The sequence below is a fragment of the Streptomyces griseobrunneus genome (assembly GCF_046713465.1).
GTDB classification, from domain to species: domain Bacteria; phylum Actinomycetota; class Actinomycetes; order Streptomycetales; family Streptomycetaceae; genus Streptomyces; species Streptomyces microflavus.
Map to the genome: position 1 here is coordinate 1,097,693 of NZ_CP177080.1, position 13,595 is coordinate 1,111,287.

Sequence of the window (13,595 nt, forward strand, 5' to 3'; positions counted from 1 at the left end):
CACGGGGCGACGTATGGAATGGAGCCATCCGTATGACCGCTTTGACCGCTCGCCTCACCCTGCGCACCGCCGTGCTCGCCGCCGTCGCGGCCGGCGCGGTGCTGGTCCCGTCCACCGCTGCCTTCGCCGACGCGACCCCGAAGCCCGCGGTGCCCTCCGACAGCGCCCCCTCGGTTTCGCCGGAGCGGGCGAAGGCCGCCGAGGCCGCGCCCAAGGAGGCCCGCCCCTCCGTCGCACCCCGTGGTGGCGTCGCGGCGGGCGACCGCCCGGCACCCGCGGCACCCCGTGAGGCCACACCCGCCCCGGCGGTCGCGCCGCGCGGTGGCGTGGCCGCCGGTGAGCGCACGGCCGGCGCCGGCGACAACAGCACCACGGCCCTCGCCGGCTCGGTGGCAGGGTTCGCGCTGCTCGCGGGCGCGGGCACCTTCGTGCTGCGCCGCCGCAACGGCTGACCTGTAGTCACCCCTCACCACTCACACCGACCGTGGCGCCGTCCCGTACCCGGGGCGGCGCCACGCCCGGTGATCGCCCCTGGAGCCCTCATGCACGTCCGCAACCTCTCCCGTCGGTCCCGAACGGCCGCCCTGCTGACCGCGCTGGTGACCTGCGCGGCCCTGACGGCCTGCGCGGGACCGGCGCCCTCATCCGCCGCGCCCCCAGCGGCAGCGTCCGCTCCGGCGCCCTCGGCAACGGCCCCCAGCGCAACGCAGCAACCGGCCGCCACGGACGCATCGGCGCCCACCCAGGTCACCATCCCCTCCCTCAAGATCCGCAGCTCCCTCATGCGCCTGGGGCTCAACGCGGACGGCACGGTCGAGGTCCCGCCCGCCGAGCAGGGAATGAGGGCGGGCTGGTACACCGGTGGAGCGGCTCCCGGCAGGCCGGGAGCGGCCGTACTGATCGGCCACAACGACACCCGCTTCGGCCGGGCCGTGTTCCACGACCTCAAGGACATCCGCAAGGGCGCCGAGGTGCTGGTCCGCGACGGCGAAGGCAAGTCCCTGCGCTTCACCGTCACGGGCATGGAGACGGTCAGCAAGAAGGCGTTCCCCACCGAGCGGGTCTACGGCGCGACCAAGGGCAGCACGCTGCGGTTGGTCACCTGCGACGGCGCGTTCGACGCGGAGGGGCACCCCGTGGACAACCTCATCGTCTACGCCGAGCTGAGTTGAGCTGACCTGAACCGGGCCGAGCCGAGCCAATCCGAGCCGAGTTGATCTTTGGCTGAATCCTGATGGCATTCGGCCGGACAGACTCAGGGCATCCGATGTCTACCCGTGGGTAACTGCCGCTGCTTTGATGGGTGCAACCGGTACGCCCCCACTCATTCAGCAGGAGCCCTCGTGCCGCACTCCGCTTTCCGCCGTCTTTCCGGCGTAGCGCTCTCCGCCGCCCTCGCCGCCGTCCCCCTGGCCGTGAACACACCCCAGGCAGCGGCGGCCGGCACCGCCGACACCCCGTCGCTGCGGGTGCTCTCGTACAACACGTTCATCTTCAGCAAGACCCTGTACCCCAACTGGGGCCAGGACCACCGGGCGGCGGAGATCCCGAAGACGTCGTTCTTCCGGGGCAACGACGTGGTCGTGATCCAGGAGGCCTTCGACAACGGCGCCTCCGACGCACTGCTGCGGAACTCCGCCGCCCAGTACCCGTACCAGACCCCGGTGGTCGGCCGGAGCAAGAGCGGCTGGGACGCCACCGGCGGCTCGTACTCGGCGACGACCCCGGAGGACGGCGGCGTCACGATCCTGAGCAAGTGGCCGATCGTGCGCAAGGAGCAGTACGTCTACAAGGACGCCTGCGGCGGCGACTGGTGGTCCAACAAGGGCTTCGCCTACACCGTGCTGAACGTCAACGGCACCCGGGTCCATGTCGTCGGCACCCACGCCCAGTCGACCGACCCCGGCTGTTCGGCGGGCGAGGCCGCCCAGATGCGCAGCCGCCAGTTCAAGGCGATGGACGCCTTCCTGGACGCCAAGAAGATCCCGGCCTCCGAACAGGTCATCGTGGCGGGCGACTTCAACGTGGACGGACACTCCGCCGAGTACGCCTCCTTCCTGAACGACGCGGGCCTGACCTCGGCCGACACCAAGACCGGCCACACGTACTCCTTCGACACCCGCGACAACTCGATCGCCTCCGAGCGCTACCCGAACGACCCCCGCGAGGACTTGGACCACGTCCTGCACCGCACCGGTCATGTGAAGCCGTCGGGCTGGAAGAACGACGTCGTCAAGGAGCAGAGCGCCCCCTGGACGGTCTCCAGCTTGGGCAAGAACTACACGTACACGAACCTCTCCGACCACTACCCGGTGATCGGCTCCGCCAACTGACGCGCCGGGTGGGACAATCGAGACCTCGATCGTCCCACCCGTGCCTGCCCAACCTGTGGCTGCCCCGCCCGTGAAGGACCTGCTCCATGAGCACTGCCCCCCAGCCGTCGTTCCGCCTCCTCCCCGGAGACGCCGACTCCCCGGTACTGCTGCACGTACCGCACGGGTCCCGGACGATTCCCGCAGAGGTACGCGGCGGAATCCTGCTGGGCGACAGCGCTCTGGAGCGGGAGCTCGACCACATCACCGACTCCCACACGGCCGAACTGGCCGCCCGGGCGGCCGCCGCCTCGCCCGTCCGCCCCTGGAGCTACGTCAACGCCCTCTCGCGCCTGGTCGTCGACCCCGAACGCTTCCCGGACGACCGCGAGGAGATGCGTACCGTGGGCATGGGCGCGGTCTACACCCACACCACCCACCGCGAACGGCTGCGCGGGCCGGACGTCGACCAACGCCCCTTGCTCGACCGCTACTTCCACCCGTACGCGCGGGCCATGACGGAGGCGGTCGACGCCCGGATCGCCGCCACGGGCCGCGCGGTGATCGTCGACGTCCACTCGTACCCGAGCGCGCCCCTCCCGTACGAACTCCACGGCACGGGCCCCCGTCCGCCCGTCTGCCTGGGCACCGACCCGTTCCACACCCCGCCGGAGCTGCGCGCCCTGGCGGAGGCGGCGTTCGCCGGATTCGGCGGGACGGGCATCGACAGCCCCTTCGCCGGTACGTACGTCCCGCTGAAACACCACGGCACGGACCGCCGGGTCACGGCCCTGATGGTCGAGATCCGCCGCGACACGTACATGAGCGAGCCGGGAGGCCCGGCGGGGGCGGGGCTCGACGCACTGGCGGGGGCGCTGGCGGAGCTGGTGGGCAGCCTCTGATTCGCAGCGCGGGCAGGCACGCAGACCGGTAGTGTGCGCTTCCCCGCGCCGGGGCACCGCACACCACCGGTGGTGCCCGCTACCCGATCTCCACCACCCGGGCCCACGCCGGCGGCCCGGATGGGACGTAGTCGGGGTCGTCCTCGTCCCAGGAGCCGGGCGTGTGCTGCCTGGGGAACAGGCCGATGACCGTCCGGCAGGCCGGTTGCGTGGCGGGCCAGGGTGTCTGCCCGTCGGTCAGGACCACGATGGCGTCGGGACGCGGGTGTGCCCCGAGCGCCTTGGCGAAGCCCGTACGCAGATCCGTGCCGCCACCGCCCAGCAGCGGGATGCCCTCAGCCCGGCACAGGGGGTGCACGACCCTGGTCGCCGCGTCGCAGGCCAGGACAGTGACCAGGTCCCGGCGGCCGCCCACGGCACGGGCGATGGCGGCACTTCCAGGAGTGCGCTGCCCAGTTCGGCGTCGCTCACCGAACCTGAGGTGTCGATGACCACGGACACCCGGGGCGGTCTGCGGCGGAGGCTCGGCAGGACGACACCGGGGAGTCCGGTGGAGCGCCGCGACGGGCGGCCGTAGGTGTAGTCCTCCCCCGCGCCCGGCCCGGAGGCGGCCGAGCGGACCGCCGCTCCCAGCAACTCCCGCCAGGGCTGAGGAGGATGGAACGCCTCCTCCGCCCACCGCTGCCACCCTTTCGAGGCGCTTCCCGGGCGGCCGGTGATGCCCTGCGCCACCCGGAAGCGGACCGCGTCCCGTTCCTGCCCACTGAGCCCGTGGGCGCCGTCGGGCCCCAACTCCCATTCCCTGTCCAGTCCGTCGGCGCCGCTGCCGCAGTCCAGCCAGGCGAGGTTCTGGGTGCGCGGGCCGAGCCGGAACTGGCGCAGGTAGTCCTCCATGAGTTCGCCGGACGGCAGGTGCAGAGTCGACGGATACACGGCCCCATTCGGACGGGCCAGGCCGTCGCCGTACACATCGTCGTTGATCTCGCAGTCGGCGGCGATGTTCATGCGCAGCCGCTCCCCCGGGCCGGTCAGCCCGCGTTGCCGGGCGACCCGGTCGCTGCGGCCGTGGTGGTCGCGCAGCAGGTGTGACACCTCGTGGACCCAGACCCCGGCCAGCTCCTCCACCGGGGTGCGCGCCACGAAGGACGGCGAGACGTAGCACCGCCAGTACCGGTCGACGGCCATGGTCGGTACCCGCCGTGACTCCACGGTGTGCAGGGCGAACAGGGCCGTCGCCAGGTAGGGACGGGCGCGGGCGGCCTGCAGCCGGGCGGCGAACAGCTTGTCCAGGTCGAGCGCGCCCGGCGCCTCCGTCGTCGTCATCGTCCCGCCTTCGCCGCGACCCGGCCCGCCGCCCGGTCCGCCCGCCGGGACAGCGACACCACCCCGGCGAGGTGTTCGATGGCCGCCGGGACGTCCCAGTCCTCCTGCCGCAGCGTGGCGAGGGAGGTGGCGGGGACGACCACCAGGTCAGGGGCTCCGGTCTCCAGCGCCCGGACGAGCAGCACCCACGCGGCGTCCCAACGGCCCTTGTCCGGGCGGGTACGGACCGCCGCCACCACACCGTCCAGCGCGGCCTGCCGGAGATCACCGCGCTCGGGCAGGTCGGCGGCCGCCGGGTCGGCGAGCAGGTCCTCGGGGTCCGGAAGGTCCATCCGGTCCAGGCTCGCCAGCAGCTCCAGCCCCGGGCCGTCCCCCACCGTGCCCCTGACCAGCAGGGACAGGACGTCCCTCGATGATCCGGCGGCGGTCGCGAACGCGATCAGGTTCAGCGTCATGTCCCAGCTGCGCGGCGAGGGCCAGGGGCCGCCGCGGCGCGTCTCCGTGGTGGGCAGCCGGTGCACGAGCGTGGGGCGGGCGGAGAGCAGCCCGCATACGGCGCGCCTGGCGAAGTCGACGGCCTCGGGCAGCTTCCCGGGGTTGAGCTCCGGCAGCGTCGCACGCGGCCAGGTCCCGGCGAGGCCGCGTACGACGACCTCGTGGTCGTGGGCCCACTGGAGGTGGACGAAGCGGTTGGCGAGCGGCGGGCTGAGTTCCCAGCCGTCGGCCGCGGAGGAGCGCGGGTTGGCGGCAGCCACGATCCTTACGCCGGGCGGGAGTTGCAGGGCCCCGATCCGCCGTTCGAGTACGAGGCGGAGCAGCGCGGCCTGCACGGCCGGGGGCGCGGTGGACAGCTCGTCCAGGAACAGCAGCCCGCGCCCTGCCCGTACCAGACGAACGGCCCAGTCCGGCGGGGCCATCGGGACCCCCTGCTCGGCGGGATCGTCCCCGACGATGGGCAGCCCGGAGAAGTCGGACGGCTCGTGCACGCTGGCGATCACTGTGGTCAGCGGCAGGTCCAGGGAGGCGGCGAGCTGGGTGAGGGCCGCCGTCTTGCCGATCCCCGGCTCACCCCACAGGAGTACGGGCAGATCGGCGGCGACCGCCAGTGTCAGCGCCTCCAGTTGGGGGTCGGGGCGCGGTTCGGTGGTGGTGTCGCGCAGGAGGGCCATCAGGGCTTCGGCGACGGCGAGTTGGGGTGTCGTGGTGGCAGCGGGCGGAGTGCTCGTGGGCATGGGTGATCACCTGAGGGTGTGAGAAGGGGCAGATTAAGTACGAGGACGGGGCCGGGGCCGGGCCCCTGGGGCAGCAGGCGGCTGTGCGGGGCAGGGCCGAGCCCCGGGTCAGCGGAGGGCAGTACGTGACGAGGCCGGGCCCCGGGTCAGTGGACGGCCTTGCGGTGCGGGCGCGGGCGGCGGTCACCGGGACGCCGGAGGTCCGGGCGGTAGCTGCCCGGCCCGGGACCGATCAGGTCCGCCCGGAACAGCCCGTAGGCGATGCGCCGTTGAGCGGCCGCCTCCAGTTCGTCGCGCAGCGGGCCGCTGCGCAGCACAGCGCCGGGCCCCAACAGACCTTCGACGACGGCCAGCGCACCGGCGGTGTCTCCGTGGTCGAGCCGTTCGCGGACGCCGGGCAGGCAGTCCGGACGCCGGTGCGCCGCGTCGATGGCCTGAAGGCAGGGAAGGGGCACACCGGCCAGGGCGACCAGCAGTTCTTCCCGGCGGATCTCGGCCGGGTCGTGGTCCAGAGGGGACAGGACCCCCTCGACCAGCCCGATCCGGTGCTGAGCCCCACGGCATTCCACCAGCCGTGGCTGTCCCGCCCGGTCCACGGTCCGTGACCGAGGAGGTTCCGGATCGGCCGACGGACCGCCCTGGACGAGGGCCTGCGCGACCAGCGGGTGGAGTCGACCGACGTCGATCGCACCCGTGCGGATCAGATCCAGGTCGGGCAGCACCCAGGTCGCCACGTCCGGCAGCACCGGGGGCGCGGACCGACCGGGGTCGGTGGCCGCTGATGCGAGCCTTACGGCGGGGGTGCGTGTGCCAACCTTCGCAGGGGTCCCTGGATCCCCGGTGAGGTCCGGCCCACCCCCTCCGACATCGAGGAGCAGCCGACGCCGGCCCCCAAGCCGTACGCTCACCAGCCCACCCGCCCCCGCCCCCTGCACCTCGGCACGGAGCAGGATCGCCGCCTCCGCCGCCCACCGATCGACGGCGTACAGGGGGCCTGGTGGCAACGCCCTCAGCGCCTCCGGGCAGATCGCCGGAGGGTCGTCGGGAACCGGCAGGTCGGCACCCGAGCGACTTCTCAGCTCATCGGTCCTGCGGGCATCCCACAGGTGGCGGTGCAGGTCCAGGCGGAAGCGCCGGTTCGGGTGGGGGTGGGGGTGGCGGCGGGCCCCGGGCTCGGCGTGCGACCCGTCCCACAGCGCGAGGCTCATCCGCTGCCCGGCATCCGCCCAGCCGGGCGGGGTCCGGACGACCAGATGCAGCGGGCCCGGCCCAGCGTGCCCCAGGGTTTCGTAGCGCGCCAGCGCGATGGTCAGCCCCGGGCGCAGCAGCCCGTGCGGGGCGGTCCTCGGCATATGCCAGCGCAACAGGTCAGGGGCCAGATGACGAAGGTCGGTCCGGATGCGGGCTGCGAGTTCCTGGCCGTGAGTACGCGCGACGGAGCGCAGTTGGAGATCGACGTCGACGCCTGCTGCGGCGCACGCTCCTGCCCAGTCCCCGGCCTGGCGGCGGGCGGTCGCAGTCTCGATCATCGAGGCCGGCACGGCGAACTCGCGTACGCGCGGCCAGAAGGAAGTACGGGAATCCCGGTACGCGGTTCGAGTGAGCATCAGCACTCACCTTGCGCGGACGGGTCCCCCAATCTGTTCATGGAGTGAGTCATCGTGGGAAGCGTAGCGTCGGTCTCCACGATCTGCCAGGGCTTTTTCCGCGGCCGGAATCCGCCCTCCCGTCCACACCGCCGCCGGTCAGCCGCTCAGAAGAACACCCCGCACCGCAGCAGCACGTTCGCGTACGGCCGGGCCTCCCCCGTCCGTACGACCAGGCGTGCCGTCGCCGTGCGCGCCTTCAGGTCGTCGTGCGGGACCAGGTCCAGGTTCGGGAAGTTGGCCTCCAGGAGGCGCGCGGTGTCCGGGTTGGCGTCGCGTACCTCCAGGGCCGCCGTCGCGCCCTCCACCACCAGCTCGTCGAGCAGGCCGTCCAGGACCTCGGCGAACGACGGGGTTCCGGCGCGGAAGGCCAGGTCGACCACGCGGGGGCCGGGCGGGATCGGCATGCCCACGTCGCAGATCAACACCCCGTCCCCGTGGCCGAGTTCGGCGATGGCTCCGGCCAGGTGGCGGTTGAGGATGCCCGACTTCTTCACAGCGCGTCGACCTCCTCCAGCGTCGGGAAGGACGCCTGGGCGCCCCTCGACGTGACGGCCGCCGCCCCCACCCGCACCGCGAAGGCCGCCGCCTCCCGCAGGTCGTCGCCCCGGCCCAGGCGCCAGGCCAGGGCGGCGGTGAACGCGTCCCCGGCCCCCGTGGTGTCGACGGCCTCGACCTTCGGGCTGACGAGGTGGTCCAGGGAGCCCGTGCGGCTGTCGGCCACCAGCGCGCCGGCGGGGCCGAGCGTGATCACGACCGAGCGCGGGCCCAGTGCGAGCAGCGCCGGGGCCCAGTCGTGCGGGGCCTCGCCGGCGGCCTCGCCGAGGATGTATCGCGCCTCGTGCTCGTTGACCACCAGTGGGTCGCAGGCGGCCAGCACCTCGTCGGGCAGCGGGGCGGGCGGGGACGGGTTGAGGACGAGTCGGGCCCCGGGAGCCAGGCGGCGGGCCGTCTCCGCGACCGTTTCCAGGGGGATTTCCAGCTGTATGGAGACGACCCGGGCGGCTGCCAGCAGCGGGGCCGCCGCCCGTACGTCGTCGGGGGTGAGGCGCCCGTTGGCGCCCGGGGACACCACGATGCTGTTGTCGCCCGAAGGGTCCACGGTGATCAGCGCGACGCCGGTCGGGGCCCCGCCGACCAGGACGCCGCCGGTGTCCACGCCCGCCGCGCGCTGGCTCTCCAGCAGCAGCCGTCCGTGGTCGTCGTCGCCGACCCGGGCGAGCAGTGCCGTACGGGCTCCCAGCCTGGCTGCCGCCACTGCCTGGTTGGCGCCCTTGCCGCCCGGGTGGACGGCCAGGTCGGAGCCGAGCACCGTCTCGCCGGGGGCGGGGCGGCGTTCGACGCCGATCACCAGGTCGGCGTTGGCCGAGCCGACGACCAGGAGGTCGTAACGGTCGCCGCCGGTGGCGTTGTCGTGCATCTTTTCGCTTCCTGCTTTCTTCGGTCGGAGCCGGGGGGCGGAGGTCAGGAGAAGTCGGCGACGTTCTCGCGGGTGACCACCTTGACCGGCACCTTCACCGTCTTCTCGACCGTGTCGCCCTTCGCCGCCTTGACGGCGTTCTGCACCGCGATCCTGCCCAGCTCGCCGGGCTGCTGGGCCACCGACGCGTACAGCGTCCCGGCCCCGACCGCCTTCAGGCCGTCCGGGGTGCCGTCGAAGCCGACGACCGAGACGGACCTGCCCGCCTTGCTGCCGAGCGCCTTGACCGCGCCGAGCGCCATCTCGTCGTTCTCGGCGAAGACACCGGTGATGCCCGGGTGGGACTGGACCAGGTTGGTCATGACGTCCAGGCCCTTGGTGCGGTCGAAGTCCGCGGGCTGCTCGGCGACCACCTTGATGTCCGGGTACGCCTTGAGCCCTTCGGCGAAGCCCGCTCCACGTTCGCGGCTGGCGGAGGTGCCCGCCGTGCCCTGGAGGATGACGATGCTGCCCTTGCCGCCGAGCTTGTCGGCCAGTGCGTCGGCGGCGAGCTTGCCGCCCGCAACGTTGTCGGAGGCGACGAGGGTGGCGGTGTCGGCCTTGTTCACACCGCGGTCGGCGGCGATCACCGGGATGTCGGCCTTGTTGGCGCTGCGCACACCCGGTCCGACGGCGTCCGAGTCCACCGGGTTGACGATGATGGAGGACACGCCCGAGCTGGTGAAGTTCTGGAGCTGGTTGGCCTGCTGCGAGGCGTCGTTCTGGGCGTCGGTGACCGTGAGATCGATGCCCGCCTTCTTGGCCTCCGCCTGTGCGCCGTCCTTCATCTGCACGAAGAAGGGGTTGTTGAGCGTCGAGAGGGACATGCCGACCTTCGTCGTGCCCCCGGAGGAACCGGAGTTGAAGTAGGACACCCCCCCGACGACGACCGCCACGGCGAGCGCCGCTCCGGCGAACTTGAACGCTCCCCTGCGCCCGGAACCCGGTGCGCCGGGGGCCGCTCCGGCCGAGGAGGCCGTGCCCGAACCGGCCTTGCGGCGCAGCGTGTCGAGCAGGACGGCGAGCGCGATGACGACGCCGATGACGACCTGCTGCCAGAACGCCGAAACCGAGAGGAGGTTGAGGCCGTTGCGGAGCACCGCGAGGATGAGCGCGCCGATCAGGGTGCCGGACGCCTTGCCGACGCCGCCGGCCAGGCTGGCCCCGCCGATGACGACCGCGGCGATGGCGTCGAGTTCGTACCCCTGGGCGGCCTGCGGCTGCGCGGAGACGAGGCGCGAAGCCAGGACGATGCCCGCGACGGCGGCGAAGAGGCCGGAGAGCGCGTAGATGACGATCTTCTGGCGCTTGACGCGGAGACCGGAGAGCCGGGCCGCTTCCTCGTTACCGCCGATCGCGTACATCGAGCGGCCGATGAAGGTGCGGCCCAGGATGAGTGCGGTGATCAGGCCCATCGCGATCATCACGAGGACCGGTACCGGGAGCCAGCCGCCGAGCGTGTCGCCGAGCCGGGATACGGAGTCGGGGAACGCGATCGGGCTGCCCTGCGAGATGACCAGCGACAGACCGCGGGCGATCGAGAGCATGGCCAACGTTGCGATGAACGGCGGGAGTTTGCCGTACGAGATCAGGGCGCCGTTCACGAAGCCGCAGGCGATGCCGGTGACGATCGCGAGCACGACCGCGAGGACGACCGGGACCCCGGCGGACGTCGCCGACCAGGCCAGGACCGTCGCGGACAGGGCCGCCACCGAACCGACGGAGAGGTCGATGCCCGCCGAGACGATGACGAAGGTGACACCGAACGCGAGGATCGCGGTGACGGCCGCCTGGACGCCGACGTTCAGCAGGTTCTGGGTGGTCAGGAAGTCGCCGGAGAGCAGCGACATCGCCACCACCAGGACGACCAGGGCGCTGAGGGCGCCGTTGTCGAGCAGGACGCGGCGTATCACGGAAGTGCCGCCTGCGCCCGTGTCACTCTTGAGTGTCTCAGTGGCCACGGGGGCCCTCCTCTTCGTCCTTCTTCGGTGCGGGGTGTTCGTGCGTCGCCGTGGTGCCGACCGCGAGAGCCATGACGGTGTCCTGGGTGGCCTCGCCGGCGGGGAGTTCGCCGGCGATCCGACCCTGGGCCATGACCAGTACCCGGTCGCTCATGCCGAGGACTTCGGGCAGGTCGCTGGAGATCATCAGGACGGCGTGGCCGGAGGCGGTGAGCTCGTTGATGAGCTGGTAGATCTCGACCTTGGCGCCGACGTCGATGCCCCGGGTCGGCTCGTCCAGGATCAGCACCCGGGTGTCGGCCAGCAGCCACTTGCCGATGACGACCTTCTGCTGGTTGCCGCCGGAGAGGGTGCGCACATGCTGGCCGAGGCCGGACATGCGGACGCCGAGCTGCTTCGCGATGCGGGCGGCCGCCGTACGCTGCCCCTTGAGGTCCACCAGCCCGGAGCGGGTGGCGGAACGCAGGGTGACCAGGCCGAGGTTCTCCTGCACGGAGGCGTCGAGGACCAGTCCCTGGCCCTTGCGGTCCTCCGGTACGAGGCCTATCCCGGCGCCCATCGCGGCGGGCACGTCGTGCCGGGCGAGGCGTTCGCCGCGTACGTCGACGGTGCCCGCGTCGTACGGGTCCGCGCCGAACACCGCGCGCGCCACCTCCGTACGCCCGGCGCCGACCAGTCCGGCGAGGCCCACGACCTCGCCGGCGTGCACGTCGAAGCTGATGTCGTGGAAGACGCCGTCCCGGGTCAGGCCGCGCACGGACAGCAACGCCTCGCCCGTGTAAGGGCGTTCGCGCGGGTACTGCTGCTCGATGCTGCGGCCGACCATGAGCTGGACGAGTCCGTCCTCGGGTGTGGAGGCGGGCACCTGGTCGATGCTGCGGCCGTCGCGCAGAACGGTTACACGGTCACCGAGCGCGGCGATCTCCTCCAAGTGGTGGGTGATGAAGACGATCCCGACGCCGTCCGTACGCAACTGGCGGACGATCGCGAAGAGTTTGTCGACCTCCTCCGAGGTGAGCACGGCGGTCGGCTCGTCCATGATCAGGACGCGTGCGTCCAGGCTGAGCGCCTTGGCGATCTCGACCATCTGCAGCCGGGCGATGCCCAGTTCACGGACCTTGGCATCGGGACGCACATCCACCCCGACGCGGCGCAGCAGCTTCTCCGCGTCCGCCCGCATGCGCCGGTGGTCGATGAGCCCGAAGCGGCGCGGCTGGCGGCCGAGGAAGATGTTCTCGGCCACCGTCAGATCGGGTACCAGGTTGAACTCCTGGTAGATGGTGGCGATGCCGAGCCGTTCGGCGTCCTGCGCGTTGTTGATGCGCACCTCGCGTCCCTCTGCGAGGATCCGGCCGCTGTCGGGACGGTAGGCACCGGAGAGCATCTTGATGAGGGTGCTCTTGCCGGCGCCGTTCTCGCCGAGGAGGACATGGACCTCGCCTCTGCGCAGGTCGAAGTCGACGTTGTCGAGCGCCACCACGCCGGGGAAGGTCTTGCGCAGACCCTCGATGCGCAGCAACTCCTCAGGGGTGGACACCAGTTGCTTCTCCGGTGCGGTCACCGGTCGCTCCTCTGGTCGGTCGCGTCCCGGCCGCACGAGCGGCGTACGACGAGACGGGCGGGCAGGGTGACGGACTGCGGGGTCCGTCCTTCGATCAGGTCGGCCAGCGCGCGTACGGCGGCGCGGGCCAGGTCCGCGGTCGGCTGGGCGATGGCGGTGATCGGCGGGTCCGTGTGGACGAACCACGGGATGTCGTCGAAGGCGGCCAGCGCGATGTCGCCGGGGACCCGCAACCCCCGGGCCCGGATCGCGTCGAGCGCGCCGAGCGCCATGAGGTTGTCGGCGGCGAACACGACCTCGGGCGGCTCGGCCAGGGCGAGGAACCCCTCGGTGGCGCGGCGTCCGCTGGCTGCCTGGAAGTCTCCCTGCCCGATGTAGGCGTCGGGCAGCGCGAGGCCGAGTTCACACATCGCGTCCCGGAAGGCCTCGACGCGCTCGTTGCCGGTGGTGGTGGCCGCGGGCCCGGCGATGATCGCGAGCCTGCGGTGGCCGAGGCCGTGCAGGTGCGCCACCAGGTCCCTGACCGCCCCCGTACCGTCGGCCCGGACGACGGGAACGTCGATGCCGGGGATCCAGCGGTCCACGAAGACCATCGGCGTACCGCTCAGGGCGACCTCCCGCATCAGCGGGGAGCCGCCGTCGGCGGGCGAGACGAGCAGCCCGTCGATCCTGCGGTCGATGAGCGTGCGGATGTGGTGGTCCTGGAGCTCGGGCCGCTCGTCGGCGTTGCCGATGATGACGCTGTAGCCGAGCGCGCGGGCCTCCTCCTCGACGAAGCGGGCCAGCTCGGTGAAGTACGGATTGAGTACGTCACTGATGACCAGGCCGAGGGTGCGGGTCTGCGCGGTGCGCAGCGAGCGGGCCACGGCGTTGGGCCGGTAGCCGAGGGCGTCTACGGCGGCGATGACACGGCTCTTCGCGTCCTCGCTGACGGACGGATGGCTGTTCAGCACACGGGAGACCGTCGCGACGGAAACGCCCGCCGCGGCCGCGACATCCTTGATGCTCGCCATGTCCGGACCACCTCCTTGTGGATTCCGTACACCTCGAAACCAGGGGGCGGCCCGATCGCGCGACGCCATGGAATCGATTACAGAGATGATTGGAATCGATTACATGGCTGAAAACAAGACCCCGTCCGGTGTCCGAGACCGGATCGTGACAGGAGGGGGGTGGAGGGTGCGGCTGCGAGGGAGCGG

11 protein-coding genes and 1 pseudogene are annotated in these 13,595 nt (G+C 72.1%); 4 read left to right on the top strand and 8 right to left on the bottom strand.

Going from position 1 to position 13,595, the window contains the following annotated elements:
- Positions 1-32: 32 nt before the first annotated feature.
- The 4 genes from ACK8N7_RS05105 (at position 33) to ACK8N7_RS05120 (ending at position 3,214) form a co-directional block, all read left to right on the top strand.
- Positions 33-452 (top strand): hypothetical protein, encoded by a 420-nt coding sequence (locus ACK8N7_RS05105; RefSeq protein WP_500441149.1) that lies wholly within the window; start codon positions 33-35, stop codon positions 450-452.
- A 90-nt stretch (positions 453-542) separates the two neighbouring features.
- Positions 543-1,172 carry a class F sortase gene (locus ACK8N7_RS05110; RefSeq protein ID WP_500441151.1) on the top strand — a complete coding sequence of 210 codons (630 nt, stop codon included), beginning with the start codon at positions 543-545 and terminating at the stop codon, positions 1,170-1,172.
- A 171-nt stretch (positions 1,173-1,343) separates the two neighbouring features.
- A complete protein-coding gene (sph, locus tag ACK8N7_RS05115; RefSeq protein WP_500441153.1) occupies positions 1,344-2,333 on the top strand; it encodes a sphingomyelin phosphodiesterase in 990 nt (329 codons plus the stop codon).
- 86 nt (positions 2,334-2,419) lie between these two features.
- Positions 2,420-3,214, top strand: coding sequence for an N-formylglutamate amidohydrolase (locus ACK8N7_RS05120; RefSeq protein WP_403210294.1), 795 nt, complete (start codon positions 2,420-2,422; stop codon positions 3,212-3,214).
- Positions 3,215-3,293: 79 nt separating this feature from the next.
- Here ACK8N7_RS05120 and ACK8N7_RS05125 read toward each other — a convergent pair.
- The 8 genes and pseudogenes from ACK8N7_RS05125 to ACK8N7_RS05160 all read right to left on the bottom strand — a co-directional run bounded on the left by ACK8N7_RS05125 (position 3,294) and on the right by ACK8N7_RS05160 (position 13,409).
- Positions 3,294-4,537 (bottom strand): annotated as a pseudogene (locus ACK8N7_RS05125) (vWA domain-containing protein).
- A complete protein-coding gene (locus ACK8N7_RS05130) occupies positions 4,534-5,769 on the bottom strand; it encodes an AAA family ATPase (protein ID WP_500441155.1) in 1,236 nt (411 codons plus the stop codon). Before ACK8N7_RS05130 ends, ACK8N7_RS05125 begins: the two are co-directional and overlap by 4 nt.
- Positions 5,770-5,915: 146 nt before the next feature.
- Complete coding sequence (locus ACK8N7_RS05135; RefSeq protein WP_403210288.1) at positions 5,916-7,376, bottom strand: hypothetical protein; 1,461 nt, start codon at positions 7,374-7,376, stop codon at positions 5,916-5,918.
- A 146-nt stretch (positions 7,377-7,522) separates the two neighbouring features.
- A complete protein-coding gene (rbsD, locus tag ACK8N7_RS05140) occupies positions 7,523-7,912 on the bottom strand; it encodes a D-ribose pyranase (RefSeq protein WP_500441157.1) in 390 nt (129 codons plus the stop codon).
- Complete coding sequence (locus ACK8N7_RS05145) at positions 7,909-8,835, bottom strand: ribokinase (protein ID WP_403210284.1); 927 nt, start codon at positions 8,833-8,835, stop codon at positions 7,909-7,911. The genes rbsD and ACK8N7_RS05145 overlap by 4 nt, the downstream gene beginning before the upstream one ends.
- Positions 8,836-8,879: 44 nt before the next feature.
- Positions 8,880-10,835, bottom strand: a complete 1,956-nt coding sequence (locus ACK8N7_RS05150) for an ABC transporter permease/substrate-binding protein (RefSeq protein WP_403210282.1) — start codon at positions 10,833-10,835, stop codon at positions 8,880-8,882.
- Positions 10,825-12,396 carry a sugar ABC transporter ATP-binding protein gene (locus tag ACK8N7_RS05155; protein WP_500441159.1) on the bottom strand — a complete coding sequence of 524 codons (1,572 nt, stop codon included), beginning with the start codon at positions 12,394-12,396 and terminating at the stop codon, positions 10,825-10,827. Before ACK8N7_RS05155 ends, ACK8N7_RS05150 begins: the two co-directional genes overlap by 11 nt.
- The gene (locus ACK8N7_RS05160) at positions 12,393-13,409 is read right to left on the bottom strand and encodes a LacI family DNA-binding transcriptional regulator (RefSeq protein WP_403210278.1); all 1,017 of its coding nucleotides are present in this window, start codon (positions 13,407-13,409) and stop codon (positions 12,393-12,395) included. The genes ACK8N7_RS05155 and ACK8N7_RS05160 overlap by 4 nt, the downstream gene beginning before the upstream one ends.
- Positions 13,410-13,595: the final 186 nt, after the last annotated feature.